General features: G+C 52.8%; 12 protein-coding genes and 4 pseudogenes. 6 read left to right on the top strand and 10 right to left on the bottom strand.

Going from position 1 to position 16,060, the window contains the following annotated elements:
- Positions 1–128 precede the first annotated feature (128 nt).
- Positions 129–347, bottom strand: a complete 219-nt coding sequence (locus FN037_RS11590) for a hypothetical protein (RefSeq protein WP_142502290.1) — start codon at positions 345–347, stop codon at positions 129–131.
- Between the two features lie 252 nt (positions 348–599).
- Here FN037_RS11590 and FN037_RS11595 point away from each other — a divergent pair, with 252 nt between their 5' ends.
- Positions 600–911 (top strand): hypothetical protein, encoded by a 312-nt coding sequence (locus tag FN037_RS11595; protein WP_142502291.1) that lies wholly within the window; start codon positions 600–602, stop codon positions 909–911.
- A gap of 27 nt (positions 912–938) precedes the next feature.
- Here the strand turns inward: FN037_RS11595 and FN037_RS11600 are convergent.
- The 3 genes and pseudogenes from FN037_RS11600 to FN037_RS11610 form a co-directional block, all read right to left on the bottom strand.
- Positions 939–1,088, bottom strand: a pseudogene (locus FN037_RS11600) (transposase); the annotation flags it as partial.
- A gap of 125 nt (positions 1,089–1,213) precedes the next feature.
- Positions 1,214–2,101: a phage tail tip protein gene (locus FN037_RS11605; RefSeq protein WP_142502292.1), complete on the bottom strand. Its 888-nt coding sequence runs from the start codon at positions 2,099–2,101 to the stop codon at positions 1,214–1,216.
- A 12-nt stretch (positions 2,102–2,113) separates the two neighbouring features.
- A pseudogene (locus FN037_RS11610) lies at positions 2,114–2,485 on the bottom strand (hypothetical protein); the annotation flags it as partial.
- 679 nt (positions 2,486–3,164) lie between these two features.
- Here FN037_RS11610 and FN037_RS11615 point away from each other — a divergent pair.
- Together FN037_RS11615 and FN037_RS11620 are read left to right on the top strand one after the other, a co-directional pair.
- Positions 3,165–3,467 (top strand): type II toxin-antitoxin system HigB family toxin, encoded by a 303-nt coding sequence (locus tag FN037_RS11615; RefSeq protein WP_142502293.1) that lies wholly within the window; start codon positions 3,165–3,167, stop codon positions 3,465–3,467.
- A 3-nt stretch (positions 3,468–3,470) separates the two neighbouring features.
- Positions 3,471–3,830, top strand: a complete 360-nt coding sequence (locus FN037_RS11620) for a type II toxin-antitoxin system HigA family antitoxin (RefSeq protein WP_138361316.1) — start codon at positions 3,471–3,473, stop codon at positions 3,828–3,830.
- Positions 3,831–3,836: 6 nt separating this feature from the next.
- On the opposite strand, the pseudogene FN037_RS11625 reads toward FN037_RS11620, so the two are convergent.
- Positions 3,837–4,052 (bottom strand): annotated as a pseudogene (locus FN037_RS11625) (tail assembly protein); the annotation flags it as partial.
- 139 nt (positions 4,053–4,191) lie between these two features.
- Between FN037_RS11625 and FN037_RS24390 the strand changes: the two are divergent.
- A protein-coding gene (locus tag FN037_RS24390) for an IS3 family transposase (RefSeq protein WP_409513734.1) occupies positions 4,192–5,372 on the top strand; the annotation gives its coding sequence in 2 pieces (ribosomal slippage) (positions 4,192–4,519 and positions 4,519–5,372; 1,182 coding nt in all).
- A 34-nt stretch (positions 5,373–5,406) separates the two neighbouring features.
- Here the strand turns inward: FN037_RS24390 and FN037_RS11640 are convergent.
- Together FN037_RS11640 and FN037_RS11645 are read right to left on the bottom strand one after the other, a co-directional pair.
- Positions 5,407–5,937, bottom strand: a pseudogene (locus FN037_RS11640) (transposase); the annotation flags it as partial.
- A gap of 35 nt (positions 5,938–5,972) precedes the next feature.
- Entirely contained in the window at positions 5,973–7,673 is a 1,701-nt protein-coding gene (locus tag FN037_RS11645) for an FUSC family protein (RefSeq protein ID WP_142502295.1), read from the bottom strand.
- Between the two features lie 799 nt (positions 7,674–8,472).
- On the opposite strand from FN037_RS11645, the gene FN037_RS11650 reads away from it, so the two are divergent.
- A complete protein-coding gene (locus tag FN037_RS11650) occupies positions 8,473–9,579 on the top strand; it encodes an AI-2E family transporter (protein WP_138361319.1) in 1,107 nt (368 codons plus the stop codon).
- A 92-nt stretch (positions 9,580–9,671) separates the two neighbouring features.
- Here the strand turns inward: FN037_RS11650 and mqo are convergent, their stop codons facing one another.
- Entirely contained in the window at positions 9,672–11,306 is a 1,635-nt protein-coding gene (gene mqo, locus FN037_RS11655; protein ID WP_142502296.1) for a malate dehydrogenase (quinone), read from the bottom strand.
- A gap of 279 nt (positions 11,307–11,585) precedes the next feature.
- Between mqo and FN037_RS11660 the strand changes: the two genes are divergently transcribed.
- Complete coding sequence (locus FN037_RS11660) at positions 11,586–12,833, top strand: SulP family inorganic anion transporter (RefSeq protein WP_142502297.1); 1,248 nt, start codon at positions 11,586–11,588, stop codon at positions 12,831–12,833.
- Here the strand turns inward: FN037_RS11660 and mgtE are convergent.
- Positions 12,796–14,232, bottom strand: a complete 1,437-nt coding sequence (gene mgtE, locus FN037_RS11665) for a magnesium transporter (protein ID WP_138361322.1) — start codon at positions 14,230–14,232, stop codon at positions 12,796–12,798. The two genes, FN037_RS11660 and mgtE, sit on opposite strands and share 38 nt — an antisense overlap.
- 161 nt (positions 14,233–14,393) lie before the next feature.
- A complete protein-coding gene (locus FN037_RS11670) occupies positions 14,394–16,040 on the bottom strand; it encodes a multidrug ABC transporter permease/ATP-binding protein (protein WP_142502298.1) in 1,647 nt (548 codons plus the stop codon).
- Positions 16,041–16,060 lie beyond the last annotated feature (20 nt).

Consider the following 16,060-nt stretch of genomic DNA (forward strand, 5'->3'; position numbering starts at 1 on the left):
GTCCGCTACTCGCTCAAAGCTGACCTTCAGTTCATTCAAAACGTCTGCTGAGGGTGAGTGCCAAAGGCGGACTTTGATGGACTAGTGGTAAATCCCATCGCAGTGAGGAACGTGTATCTGACAGATTCCTATTCGATACGTTTCACATCAGGATGATGCTCTGTTGCTGCTTCATGAAAAATGTCGCCCAGCCAACCCGGGATCTCGTTCTCTGTCATATCGTCCGGAATGGCAATGTCGTAAACCCTGGAAAATTTTCGTTCCGTCAGGTCTGCGCGGAATACCAGCCAGCGCTCACCCTCACGCTTGACCCCAATAGGTCGTCCAAAAACATTGTAGATCAGCACTATCAGCCCCCTTTCAAGAATTGTGTAACTGGGATGATATATTCAACTCATGATGATTACTTCGTCAACAGATGCAAAATGTCTCCCCTTCGCTCTTAGCTCGACGGGGGTGTAAAAAATCATAACAAACTCGCTCATGTTGACACTGTTCATGTATGGAACTTCCCCAATTATGGTGGAAAACTTATAAGCAGTTCCACCTGATGCGCCATTTAGTTATTGTAACTTTCCAACTATGAATGGAGCCGAAAAATGATTGTAAGAACATGGCATGGTTGCGTGCCTTTAGAGCACGCTGAGGGTTTTGCTGCACATCTCCAGTTAACTGGCGTCAAGCATTCTCAGGGGATTAAAGGTAATCTTGGCGCGTTTGTTAAACAGGAGCGACAGGGAAACTGGGAGCACTTTTTCCTGGCAACCTACTGGACTGACCTGGACTCAGTTAAGGCTTTTGCAGGTGATGATTACCACGTGGCTGTGACTTATCCCGAAGATGATAAATACTGTTTATTGTCTGATCCTTATGTTTTTCAACATGAAGTTCAAGTCGTCCATCCCCTTTAATTTAACAGGCAGTCGTATTTAGGCTGCTTAAAATGCCATATTTAGCTTTCCGTAGTGGAACATCACACCCAGTTTGAAACGCTCCCAGTTCCGGTACCCCCTGGCCTTTATTCTCAGCAACCTGATTTTACTGTTCAGTTCCTCCGCATTCCCGTTGGATACATCGTGATGCAATGATGGGCTGACTGGCTCGACGGCAAAGTGACTTAACTATGTATACCAACAAATTCGACCTTTAATCGTAAAGCGCCGTGTTTATATAGTTGACCTCATTACCATTCGGTAAATTGAGCTAATACATTTTATTTGGTGATGACCGAACCTGAACGGCTGACAAACACGTGATACCTGGAAAGCATAAAAATCGTCCCGGTTGCGTTTGACGCGTTGTGTAACACGCATTCCACATCTGTGTAACCATCACCAGTCGGAATAGAGACGGAGAACGATCCTGTGTTGTATCGACCTGCATTTGACTGCCTCCATATTTGAGTGCCACCGGCCCTGAGCAAGAAATATGTTCCAGAGCCTGATCCGCCACCCGTCATTCCCAGACAAGCGACCATGCCAACTGCGCATGAGCCCAAATTGAGCCTGTCACTAGGACTGTTTTCATAGACAATGGCATTCTGACGACCTGCGGAATCATTCATCAATATCGATCCAACAATAGTTACTTTCTGCTGAAAGCTTTGTTGTTTGATACGACAAAATCTCACTGTCTTCGTGCCATCGTTCCCAATATTTTCACTGAAGAAAATAGTCTGGTCAGGCAGTGTGTCAGAAATGTCTCCGACAATTTTATCCGCGCTCAAAGTGCCGCTGATCGTACAGCTTTCATTGATTACTACGTTATCAAGTTCGCCGCTGGTCGCCTCAATTTTCCCGCGCACTGTAACGTCATTAAACTCCGCCTTTCCGTTCTTGTTAACCTGCCAGCCCTTCGATCCGGAAGCGAAGTCATTCGACTGAATCACATTCCCTATTTTCGCATTATCGACGCTGCCGTCTTTAATGCGAGCCTTGTCGATGTACAGTTCATTGCCCTCGGCGATCATCACCGGCACGGAAGTTTTACTGTTGCGGTTAAACAGCGAGAAACGGTCAGCATAGAGGATCATGTCGCTTGTTGAACCATCGCTGCCCAACACGATATTCCCCACGACATCACCGTCGTCTTCCTGTTTCATCAGGGAGGGTCATTTAAGGCGGACGCGAACGGCGGAAAGTTGGGTATTGGTAAACGTATGCGTCCAGGCGGTCTCGCTGGAAATTTCCGTCCCTACGCTAATTTCATTTTCAGTGCCGGGAATACTCTGAATATATTTTTGTGCCTGTGTTCCCGGACGAAATGTCCACTTCACGCCGGAAAAGTTTTCAGAACCGTCGGCACTTAATAACGGGGTGCCATCGAGATAAATATCCTTGCCCGTTAATTCACCTGCAAACTCTCCCTCGCACAGCGCGATGAGAATTTTGGCTTTTGCTACAGACTGTAAATCATCAGCCTGTTCCGTCGGCGTGCGCTGGCTGGAGCTGCCACCCTTGCGCCCTTTGATTATGTTATTTGCCATATTGCGTCCATAAAAAAAGCCACCCGGAGGTGTAATGTTGGTCAGTTAAGGGCTGTCAGTTGCGTTTATGGCTGGCTGAGCGGTTCTGTCAATCGGTGGTTTAAACGAAAATCTGATTCGGTTGATTCACTAACTGAGCTGATACGGGCTGAAATATAAAGGATATAACTTTTTTTATGACTTTCAGCCTCTGAAAAGCCCCTGACGAATAACCGACTCACCGCATGGGGGTTGGGCGCATCAGGGAAACCTGGCGGGAACGTAGGCGCACATCCAGGACTGGCCGCCAGGACGGCGGCCAGAGGCTGAGTCGTGGCAAGGATGCCGCGTCTCAGCCGGTCCGCCAGATGAAGCCGGAGTGGAGCGGACCGCGCAGCGGCAGGTTTTCAGCGCAATGCCGGGGGTGCAGGGGGACGGGCGAAACGTCCCCCTGCCCGTTCACACGCTGTGGATATAACGACTATCCGCGAATTTATCGTGAACGGAACAGACCACGGAATCTGAATGGGTGAAAACGGAAAATGCGTCATGCTCGCCAGAACCACCGATAATGCAATTGCCACAGGCAAATAAAACAAAAGATAACACCGATGATTTGCTTAAGTGAACGGCATTGCACCCGGAGGTGGAGTTTGAATACTGACTTTACACAGTCCCATTATGGGACTATGATGGGTCTATGAAGATAATCTCGGTTAAAAACCTGAAGGATTTTTGGGCGGAGTATCCCGATGCAGAACAACCGCTACGGGCCTGGGTGGATGAGGCAACAAAGGCCGACTGGAAAACCCCGGCAGAAATGAAAGAGCAATACCGTAGCGCCAGCATTCTGAAAAACAGGCGAGTGGTATTTAATATAAAGGGGAATAACTACCGGTTAATCGTAGCCATTGCCTATCAGCGCGGATGGATGTTCGTTAAGTTCATCGGAACGCACAGGCAATACGACGCCATAGACGCAGAAACGATTGAGATGGAGTAAACCATGAACGTTAAACCAATCAGAACTGAGCATGACTACCTCGCCGCCCTTCGGGCAGTGGAACCCATGTTCGATAACGAACCAGAACTCGACACCCCTGAAGGAGACTACTTCGAGGTAATGTGCTTACTCATTGAAGAGTATGAGAAAAAACACTACCCGATCGTTCCTCCATCACCTGTTGAGGCAATCAAATTCCGTATGGAGCAACAGGGTCTGACCGTTAAAGACCTTGAACCAGCAATCGGCAAGTCAAACCGCGTGTATGAGATCCTGAACGGAACACGCAACCTGACGCTGCCGATGATTCGCCGCCTTCATTCACAATTCGGCATTCCGCTGGAGAGCCTCGTCGGCGCGTGACGTGCTCTACCGTTGATCCTCCACATAAATTCCGGCAGAGATAATTGCGCCGCCAATTCGCCGTTTACCGTACAGCAGGCCGACCGGGTAACCCTGCGATGTGGTATTGGTTACTCCGCCAAAGGCGTAGCTGGCTTTGTTATCAGGCGATTCTTTACGGGCCAGTCCTGCTGGCTGGGGGGAAAGCATCTGGACGCCGCCGCCGAGCATCATTGTCGCACCAAACTTTGCCACACCATAGCCAATAGAGGATAGTGTGCCGCTACTGGCATAACCAATAATAACGCTGTAATAGCCCCCGTTTAAACCGGACACTTCGCCAGTAAGACATAGTCATAGAGCTATGTTTAAGGAGTCTCCTGTGCAAAGAATCGAAGTGATCACTGGCGAGCAAAAGCGCCGCCGTTATACTCCCGAAGAGAAAGCCCGTTTTGTTGCGCTCTCCATGCAGCCCGGCTACACCGTCTCACTCGTTGCCCGGCAATATGGCATCACACCCAGTCTTCTTTTTAAGTGGAAACGACTCATGAACGATGGTGGGAAGTCTGCGATCGCCGCAGGAGAGGAGGTGGTCAGCGTCTCCGAAGTCAAAGCGCTGGAGAAAAAAGTCAAACAGCTTGAACAGATGCTGGGACGCAAAACGATGGAAGCCGAAATCCTTCGGGACGCGCTTGAGATAGCACAGGCAAAAAAGTTGATATCACGCATGCCATTGCTGCCACCGGACGATACCCCCTCATCCGAATAGCTGAAGTGCTACGTGTATCACGTTCGAATCTGTATGACCGGTTGCTGGAGAAACGCCAGCACCGGTCAGCACGCTACAGCAAAGACGATAATGCCCGACTGTTGCCGCTTCTCCGCCAGATATGCAGCGAGCGGGCGACAAACGGCTATCGCCGCGTGACTGCGCACCTCAATCGTGCTCTGAGGGAACAAAACTGGCGGATTAACCCCAAACGCATTTATCGGATCATGCAGGCAAATAACCTGTTGCTGGCAAAATCAGGCCATAAAAAGCCAGCAAGCAGTCGTACAGGCAACGTCGTGACACTTAAGCCGGATACGCGCTGGTGCTCAGATGGCTTCGAAATACGCTGCTGGAATCAGGAAGTCGTGCGGGTGGTGTTCAGCCTTGACTGCTGTGATCGTGAAGCTATCAGTTGGTCGGCAACAACAGGTGGTATAAACAGCGTTATGGTGCAGGATCTGCTGACAGAGAGTGTAGAAAAGCGCTCTGGAAATACGCTTTATCTGCCACACGCCGTTGAGTGGCTGACCGATAACGGCAGTTGCTACATAGCGGACGCAACAAGAACGTTCGCCGCCTCACTCGGGTTCATCGTGTGTACGACGCCGGTGCGCAGTCCGGAGAGCAATGGGATGGCTGAATCGTTCGTGAAAACGTTCAAGCGGGACTACGTGTATGTGAATGAGCTGCCGGGTGCGGTGACCGTAATGGAAAAACTGACGGAATGGATGGAAGACTATAATAACTGGCATCCCCATAAAGGGCTGAAAATGCAGTCACCGAGGGAATAGAGCCTGTCCGTAATTCTGTGTAACTGCCACCGTATTAAAGGTGATCGCTCAGGCGGTCACCGAACTCGATAATAAAACGACTCATTGCCAGCCGCCAGTTCTGGATCGGCATACTCCATTTTTTTGACGCATCTTTGATCGCCAGATAGACAACTTTCCGTACCGAGTCGTCCGTCGGGAACACTTTGCGTTTCTTTATGGCTGCACGGATCACGCTGTTCAGCGATTCTATAGCATTCGTGGTGTAGATAGCCTTGCGGATATCCGGCGGGTAGCCGAAGAACGTATTCAGGTTTTCCCAGTGCGCACGCCAGCTTTTGCTGATTTGGGGATACTTATTGTCCCACTCACCCGCGAACGCATCCAGCGCCATCAGCGCCACCTCTTCGGTCGGGGCCTGATAAATCGCTTTCAGTCCGCTGGTGACGGCTTTGTAGTCCTTCCACGACACGTATTTCAGGCTGTTACGTACCATATGGATGATGCACAGCTGGATATGGGTCTGCGGGTAGACACTGTTTATCGCATCCGGGAAGCCCTTCAGACCGTCCACGCAGGCAATCAGCCTCCACCTCGTTAATCGCCCTATATGACCGATGTTTACGATGAACGCCGGTTACAGGTGAGATAGCGCTGAACCAGCCGTGCCGCCAGCATTGTACGCGGATATGCGTCGGTTTTCTGGCTGTGAAACGCGCGTTCGTGATTGTGAGCGTGAAACTGCATAACACTGCGCTGTGCCTGACGCAGATAGCGCAGCCCGGACCTGATAAACTGCGCATCATGGCTGTGGCTGGCAAATAACTGCATCAACGTCGACTGACCATATCGCAGCAGCCACGACACCTCCTGAGGGGATGTACTGCGGGATAAACGACGCGCAATCCCGATGAGACGCCGTGCGGCGCGCGCCTGGCTGCTGCGAGGAGATGCGGGTAATACCAGCCAGTACCAGAGGGCGGCAATCGTGGCGCCGGATAAAATCGCGCCACTTTGCATCAATACGTCGGAGACCGTGGCAGGCAGTTGGGACGAAAAAGGCTGCGTCACCAACAGAAAGGTCATATTGATGTCGATAGCCATTTTGCTGGTACGCGGGCATGCCATCAGGTAGGCCCCGGTCATCAGAAACAGAATAATCACCAGCACTCCGGCATCATGACTCAGTTGCGGCGAGATCCACAGCCGGAACAGACACCCCGCCAGCGCCCCGATGATCGTCCCCGACAGCACATCCGCAAGAGCAGTGTTGCCCTGCGGGTTACTGGAAAATAATGACGCGAACAGCACGGCTGTCATCACCATAATGGGGCCGGTTTCCCAGCCCGTGAGTAACCACAGGCTGCCAGATAACGCGAGCGCCCCGACCGGACGCAACACAGCATGCAGCACAACCAGCCAGTCATGGTGGCGCAACCGGCAAAAAAAACCGTAGCTTTCCGGCACGCCCGCCAGGCATTGTTGCAGTTCCGTCAGAGACTGTGCCAGCAGCGTGTTATCGGACACAGATGCCTGGCGGATAAGCGCCGAAAGGTCAGGCGCAGTGGGAACGCGGTATTCTGGATGTCGGGCTACCACAGCGTGGGGCGTTGCCAGCGTGGCGATAACATTCAGCAAGGCAAGCAGCGTTCGTTTCATTTGTCGGGCCTGGCGCATTGCTGAAAGCGAGCCTGCCGATTCTTTATCGAGCTCGGCGTTAAGACGGGTAATCGTCCCGATATAATCAACAAGTTGTTTTGCGGTCGGCGCATACGGTACCTGCGATAACACGGTATTAATCAGGAGAGTAAATCGCTGACTCAGCACGGAAAAACGGTTGCCGGACAAACTGTGAAAAGCCGCAAGCCCGGTGAAAACTATCCCCGTCAGGGTACAAAACGTGCGGTCAATGGCCAGGCGTGAGTCGGTGTGCGCTTCAAAATAGCTGAACATAACGATAACAGCGGCGGTGTAGCCTGCCAGCACAAAGCCATAATTACGGAACTGGCGGAAGAAACTGCCAATGCCCGCGCAGGCCGCTAACCACAGCGTCAGCACCAATAATTGCCCGAATGATTTCATCGGCAGACACAGCAGAATCGCCATACTGGCCAGTGCGCCAACTGCGCTGCCGGTAAAGCGCGCAATCATTCTCTCCAGTAGCAGCCCGCGGGTAGGTTGCGCCACCAGCCAGACGGTCATTGCGGCCCACCAGGGGTGATGAAAACCCAGCCAGGTAGCGAAAAGCATGCTACCCGCAGCGGCCAGCGTTGTCCGTATAGCAAAATCGGCCGCAGGCCCGAAGTATTGGTTTTTTTTCACCGCGAGTCCCGATGGTACGGTAAACTGCCGATGGCGTCTGGCCTGATAAGATGAGACATAAGCAGTTTCCGCAAGATTGATAAACGACTCCCCTACTTTATTCACAGCACGGATAAAAAATCAACATATCTGTACTGTGTCGTTCATAAATGACAATACCGGTAAACCATACGTAAAAAATGGAAGCGCTGCCTGATGCTCATCATCGGTTAAGCGAGGCATCAGCGTTGTTCGCTGTTGTATTTGCCAACGGGAATCACTTTTCGGTGGGTTCTGCGAAAGCCTGATGCGGCGGCAAGACTGACAATCCAGATTGCTGACAAAGTGCGTTTTTCCGGAATTGCCCGGCGGCGCTTCGCTTGCGCGGGCCTACGAAAAATCCATAACATGATGATATTATTGGTTTTACATGCCAGGTAAGGCGATAGCCGCCACCCGGCAGAAATGCGAGCACAATATCTAAATTAGGTTTGTCATCAGCCTCACAATCTCGTCTGTTTTTTATGCCTTTTTTATGACCGACAGTGCCTTGGGAGTTACTGCTGCATCTGCGGCTTTCTCCGGCTCACCGCATGGAGGATGGGCGCATCAAAAAACCTGACGAGAACACAGCGCGCATCCGGACTGGCCGCCAGAGCGTACATCGTCACAATCAACGCAGCCCCTGCTCCCATATCCGGTTTTTAATGGCCTTATTCCCCTCCCCCTTTGCTTACTGAAGCATGAAAATCAATCAGATTGTAAATCGTGGAAAAGCTTCTATTATTTTATTCTATACGTCATTTTTTGAAGGATTTACATGAGAGTTAATGGACTTACAAAAGGCTTTTTCATTCTGATAGTGCTGATCGTCACCCTCGCTTTTTTCGACGTTCTCTCGCCCTATTATTCAGCCATTTTATGGGCCGCGATTCTGTCGGTGATCTTCCATCCGGTGAAGAACACGCTGCGCGGTAAACTCGGAGAGCGCAACGGCCTGGCGGCGCTGCTGACAATTATCATTATCTGCCTGATCGTTTTTACTCCGCTGGCGATCATTCTCTCGTCTCTGGCCTTTGAATTGAATGTCGTTTACAGCAAACTTCAGCATAATGATACCCAGTTCCCGGCGGTGGTTGCCAGCCTGTTTGCTCACCTGCCGGAATGGGCCCGCAGCTTCCTCGCTGAGCATAATCTTGATAGCGCCGAACAAATCCAACGGCAGCTTTCTTCGGTTGCGCTAAAAGGTGGTCAGTACCTTGCCGGTAGCGCATTTTTGATCGGTAAAGGGACTTTCGGTTTTACCATCAGCTTCGGCATCATGCTTTATCTGCTGTTTTTCCTGCTAAAAGATGGCCCATACCTCGTCAGGCTGATTCTCGAATCGCTGCCGCTATCAACCCACGTTAAGCAGCATCTTTTCGCTAAATTTGCCGCTGTCGCCCGGGCGACGGTAAAAGGCACCGTCGCGGTAGCGCTTGCTCAGGGCGCGCTGGGTGGGCTGGCATTCTGGATCGTCGGTATTGATGGCAGCATCCTGTGGGGCGCGCTAATGGCATTCCTGTCGCTGATTCCGGCCGTCGGCGCGGCGATTATCTGGGTCCCTGCGGCCATCTATCTCTTCGCCACCGCCCAGCTCTGGCAGGGAGCCTTTATCGTCGGCTTCTTTGTGATTATCGTTGGTCTGGTGGATAACATCCTGCGCCCTTTGCTGGTCGGCAAAGATACCAAAATGCCCGACTACCTGATCCTGATCACCACAATTGGCGGAATGGAAATCTACGGCATCAACGGATTTGTTATTGGCCCGCTGATTGCCGCGTTGTTTATCGCCTGCTGGAACCTGCTGTCCGGCCGCGATCACGCCGGAAACATTGATGAGATAGATGAAGATTTTTTAGAAGAGGGAAAAAATCACGAGGAGTAGCGCGGCGCACGACGAGAGGTGAAGATGCTCTGCCTTGCCGTACCCGTTAATGCTTCAGAGAGCGTCCGGCGGCTTAGCCGCCGGATAACGGATTACAACGCAATATCCGCGACAGACTGACCTGTAGTCAACGGCTTCAGTTCCGCCTGCGGAACATCATCGGGCGCCGTGTGCGGCGCATAGTGCAGCTCCAGAACCTCGCTGGTCCACGCCAGCGCCTTTTCAACTTCCGCGGCATTGCCATCCAGTCGCGTACCGTAGCTTGGTATAATCGCTTTCAGTTTCGCCTGCCATTCTGCCGAATTGACCTTATCCTTAAAGACTTTTTCCATCAGTTGCAGCATAATTGGCGCCGCGGTGGAAGCGCCCGGCGATGCGCCGAGTAGCGCGGCCACCGTACCGTCATCATCACTGACCACTTCGGTTCCCAGGCGCAGCACGCCGCCTTTTTTCTCATCGCGTTTGATAATCTGCACCCGTTGACCGGCCTGCCAGAGGCGCCAGTCTTCTTTACGCGCTTCAGGATAATACTCGCACAGCGCCGCATGACGATCTTTGTCTTTTTGCAGCACCTGGCTAATCAGGTATTTCACCAGATCAAAGTTATCCAGGCCCACGTTAAGCATCGGCATGATATTTGACGTATTGGTGGAAGCCAGCAGATCCCACAGCGAACCGTTTTTCAGGAAACGCGTAGAGAATGTGGCAAACGGTCCGAACAGCACCACGCGCTTGCCGTCGATAATCCGGGTGTCGATATGGGGAACGGACATCGGCGGCGCGCCAACCTCCGCCTGACCATAAACTTTAGCCAGATGGTGATTAACCACTTCCGGGTTCTCGCACACCAGGAACTGTCCACCGACCGGGAAACCCGCGTACTCTTTGGCTTGTGGAATACCGGTTTCCTGTAGCAGGGTTAGCGCAGCGCCACCGGCGCCGATAAAGATAAATTTCGCTTTAATGACCCGTTTCTGATGACGATTGTTGGCATCCGCCAGGGTGACGCTCCAGCTCTTATCCGCATTGCGCTTAAAGCGGCGCACAACGGTACTCAACTGGAGAGAAAAATTTTCATGGGTTTGCAGCCCGGCAATCAGCTGACGGGTAATTTCGCCGTAGTTCACATCAGTGCCTGCTTCCGAGCGAGTCGCGGCAACCTTCTGCTGCGGATCGCGCCCTTCCATTACCAGCGGTGCCCACGCTTTAATTTGCTGATGATCTTCAGAGTAGCGAATACCGCGGAACAGTTCGCTTTGTTGCAGTGCCGCATAGCGGGCGCGCAAAAAATTGACGTTGTCTTCGCCCCACACAAAACTCATGTGCGGCACGCTATTAATGAAAGATTTCGGCTTTTTCAGAATGCCACGCGTCACCTGATGCGCCCAAAACTGACGAGAGATCTGGAAAGATTCGTTGATATCAACCGCTTTATCAATATTGATGCCATTAGCGGTTTGCGGCGTATAGTTCAGCTCCATCAGCGCCGCATGGCCGGTCCCTGCGTTATTCCATCCGTTTGAGCTCTCTTCCGCAACGCTGGACATCTGCTCAACCATGGTAATAGACCACTCCGGCTCCAGTTCCTGCAGCCAGGTTCCCAACGTGGCGCTCATGATGCCGCCGCCAATCAGCAATACATCCGTCTCTTGCTCATGGCGGGTGTGGGTCCGAGTGTTATTGGAACCAACCGCCTGTGAGCTGGGTACGGCCATCTTTTTCTTCATCGGATTTGAGCCTTACTTTACTCGCTTTTTTATTTAGCGCAGGTGAAACGATTCTCGACTCCAAAGGTAGCACCGAAGAAAAATAATTTAAATATTGTTTAAAATTTAAGTTGAGTTTTGAGATCTGTTATAAAAATGTTTAATAAATGTGTATCATAAATCACATTTTGTACTGGTATCAGGAACGATTCCGCGCTATCATCCTCGGTTTTGTGACAGACCGCACGTTAGCATCGTCTGACAATACTCACTTTTATTTATATTCTGCGAACTTTTTTTATGCCACCCGTTTCTGACTCCGCGCTCTCCGCTAACGTCGGCACATTACGCCAGATAGTGCGTTCTCCCGCGCTGCTGACACGTGAAACCCTGGCAGGCGCACTGACCGCACTGGCCCTCATACCCGAAGTCATCTCTTTTTCCGTTATTGCCGGCGTTGATCCGAAGGTTAGCCTGATCGCTTCGGTGGTGTTATGCCTTGCCATGTCGGTACTGGGCGGCAGACCGGCCATGGTCACCGCGGCAGCCGGTTCGGTGGCGCTGGTCATCGGGCCGATGGTGCATCAATATGGCGTCGGCTATATCCTTCCGGCGGTTATTCTGGCAGGCATAATTCAAATTTTGTTTGCCGTTTGCGGCATGGCGCGGCTGATGCGCTTTATCCCGCAGGCGGCCATGACCGGTTTTGTTAACGCCCTCGGGATCCTGATCTTTTTCGCCCAGATCCCCCATTTCTGGAGTAAACAGCCGCTGATTATCGGCTTATTCCTGTTAACGCTGCTGATCGTATTATGGGCGCCACGTTACATTAAAGCGATCCCTTCCCCGTTGATTGCGATTGTGCTGCTCACGCTGTTTACCGTCACCAGCGGGCAATTACTGCCAACGGTCGGGGATGAAGGCTCAATGCGTGGCGGCTTGCCGGGTCTGAACACCCTGATGGTGCCGCTGGATATCACAACCTTGCAAATCATCTGGCCCTGCGCGCTGAGTATCGCCTTTGTGGGTTTGATGGAATCATTGCTGACGGCGAAATTAGTTGATGATCTAACGCAAACCCCTTCCGGCAAAGCGCGCGAGAGCGCAGGTCTGGGCATCGCGAATATTCTCGCCGGGTTTTACGGCGGTATTGCCGGGTGCGCGATGATCGGCCAGACCATTGTCAACGTTGAAATGGGCAAAGCGCGTAGCCGGATCTCCACCCTTGCCGCTGGCCTGGTGCTACTGTTGCTGGTCACCGGACTAAGCGAAGTGATGGCGAGAATCCCGATGGCCGTTCTCGCCGGTGTGATGGTGATTGTGGCGGTGAAAACTTTTAGTTGGCACAGCATTCGCCCGACGGAGATCGCGCGGACGCCGTGGCCGGAAACCCTGGTAATGCTGGTGACCGTCGGCGCCACCGTCGGCACCAGTAATCTGGCGATTGGCGTCCTGGCAGGTCTGCTCTCCATGGCGCTGATCCCCCGCCGCCTGCGCAACAAAGCGCCGGTTACATCAGGAAAAGCGTCGCCAGCCCGAGAAAAATAAAGAACCCCCCGGTATCGGTGATAGCGGTAATCATCACACTGGAGCCGACCGCCGGATCGCGCCCCAGTCTGACCATCACCATCGGGATAATCACGCCCATCATCGCCGCCATCAGCAGGTTTAACATCATCGCCAGCATCATTACGCCGCCAAGCTGGGGGTCGTCATATAGCCACCAGGTAATCGCGCCCATAATCCCGCCCCAGACAATGCCGTTGATCAGCGCGACCCCCATCTCTCTGAGGAGCAAAAACGAAAAGCTGCCCGGCTGAATAAGCTGCAACGCCATCGCCCGCACAATCATGGTGATCGTCTGATTACCGGTATTACCGCCGATCCCGGCGACAATCGGCATCAACGACGCCAGGGCGACCAGTTGGGAAATGGTATGTTCGAAACCATCAATAACGCGGGAAGCAATAAAGGCAGTGCAGAGATTCACCGCCAGCCAGGCCCAGCGGGTTTTCACCGCTTTGCTTACCGGGGCGAAAACATCATCCTCATTGCTCAGTCCCCCCATCCGGCGTAAATCGTTATCCGTCTCTTCATAAACAACATCAACGATCTCATCAATGGTCAAACGCCCCATCAGCACGCCTTCTGCGTCAATCACCGCGGCGCTAAGTAAGTTATCACGTTCGAAAGTACGGGCGACTTTCTCCGCATCCTCATGCGGCTGAAAAGTAATCGGATCGCCTTCCATCACCTCCCCGACTCGCTTACGCGTATCGTTGAGCAGAATCGTTTGCAGTTCCAGTTCGCCAAGCAGCAGCTTGTTGCGGGTGGTCACAAACAGCTTATCGGTGTTTTCCGGCATTTTGCCCAATCGCCGCAGATAGCGCTGAACCGCCGCAAGGGTGGCCTCCGGGCGGACGGTGATAACCTCGAACTCCATAATTGCGCCGACGGTATTGTCAGCGTAGCGCATCATCTGGCGAATACGCGCGCGCTTATCCGGCGACAGCGTGGCCAACAGTCGCCCGGTCAGATCACGCGGCAAGTGTTGCAGCAGATAGACCTGCTCATCAATATCCAGATTTTGTAAGGCAAACAGCAGGTCATGATCGCTCATCTTATCGATGAGATCGCCCCTGACGCTTTCCGACGCCTCCAGCAGCACCTCGCCACGTTTGTCGTCGGCCACCAGTCGCCAGAGCGCGTTACGGGCGTCATAAGGCAACGCTTCCAGCGCATCGGCAAGATCCGGCGGCGGCAGGTGCGAAACCAGCGCGCCCACTTCCGCCAGATCGTCGTGAAGAGTACCGTCATCATAGCGTTCAGCCAGGGTTAATTTACCCAACAGTGAAGATGTGACGGCTTTATCAGTGCTCAGTAGCCAGATGAGGCGGGCACGCTCTTCGTCGCGCAGCCTGGCGCTTTTTTTATGCAAAACGGACATCGATCAGGCAATCCTTGTGAAATATCTCTCAGACCAGCAGGCCGGAAGCATTAAGCATAGCGCGAGGAGACGGAAATAATAACCGCCAGGCATTCAGTCGATGGAAAAAACAGCGGATGGCGGGAAGCCCCGAAGAGAGCTTCCCGGAGAGGTATCAACGTTTATCTGGCGGTACGGGCGACCGCATCGCGGCTTGCCTGCGCTCGCTCTTCGCCCGTCAGCACCGCCAGTTGACCACCGCGCATTTCCAGCAGCCTGTCGGCATGCTGAAAATAGTGGTCATCGTGGCTGATGGCAAAAATGGTTTTCCCCATTTGCCGCATGAGCGGCAGCAATACCTGATAAAATTCACGGCGGAAATGCGGGTCCTGATCTGCAGCCCATTCATCCAGCATGATGATATCGCGCTCTTCAGCCAGCGCCAGCAACAGCGCCACCCGCTTTTTTTGCCCTTTCGAAAGTTTCAGATCGAGAATTTTACCGTTATCCAGCGGCAGCTTATGCCCCATTTGTAGATAATCCAGCCACTTGTCCACCAGCGCGGGATCGGCCGCTTTCCCTTCCGGCCCCAGCAACCTGTCGAATAGCCAGACGTCGGTAAATACGGCGGAGAATAGCTTACGGTAATCTTCCGGTTTATCCGCCGCTATTGGTTGTCCATCCAGCAGAATCTGCCCGGCACACGGCTGATACAAACCGGTCAGTAGCATGGCCAGGGTTGATTTTCCGCTACCGTTGCCGCCAATCAGAAATATCAGCTCGCCGCGTTGCAGCATCATATTGACAGGCCCTACCGAAAAGCGGTTATCGGGATAATGGAACACCACATCGCGCAGTTCCAGTGTCTGCCAGTGAGGATTGGCCTGCGCCCGCGGAAATTCGGCGCGATAGGGCGCGAGCGAAAACTGACGCAGCTTATTAAACGCCACCTGAGCGCTGAGCAGAGTGGGCAGCGCCCCCACCGCCGAAAGCAGCGGCGTGCGCAGAAATAACAAGGTTAATGAGTAGGTCGCCGCCACCGCGGTATCGGCCCAGCCCAGGCTATTGGCCATCCAGAAAACCAGGCCAATGGCACCAAGCATCATTATATTCGACCAGTTTACCGCGCTCAGATGGAAGGTATCGGCACGCACAATATGATGCCGATATTCACGCGCATCCGGGAGGTAAAGCTGGTTAAATACATATTCAGCGCGTTCGCGGTTAAGGGTCAGCTCCTTGCGCCCTTCCAGCACCGTCTGATAATCGTGATACAGCTTATCTTCGCTTTCACGCAACAAAGCCATATGTTTATAGACGCGTGAGACCAGTATAAAGCCGCCCCAGATGGTCAATGCCAGCCAAAGCGCGGTAATCAACATCATTTTCCCCGATAGCCAGGCCAGATAGGCGGCGGAACCGAAGGTCAGAATGATCCCCTGCACCAGCTCAGGCAGGCGCACGAAGGCAATAGTAATATTGCGAATATCGCTGGTTAACCCGGCCAGCAGCGACGCGCTGCCGATTTTCTCAATCGTCTCGATTTGGCTATCAAGGATACGTTTAATAAATTCTCCGCGCAGGCGATAAACGAAATGGTGACCGAGCGTGGTCAGCGCCAGCTGCGAGCCGAGCGTGACGGCCATCAGCAGCAGCAACAATCCGAGGAATTCCGGTAAAACCGTCAGGGAGGTATCCACAATGGCAATCAGGCGCAGATTAATAAAGGCGATAAGCCCGATACCCAACGCCGCACTGAGCAGACTCAGGGCAATGACGGCAATAAACGGCCAGCGATACTGGCGCCAGACAAGAAGAAGAAGTTCCATAACACCGAATCCGGGCAAGC

Origin of the sequence: Klebsiella sp. 2680, from assembly GCF_900198535.1 — a bacterium.
Lineage (GTDB): Bacteria > Pseudomonadota > Gammaproteobacteria > Enterobacterales > Enterobacteriaceae > Klebsiella > Klebsiella indica.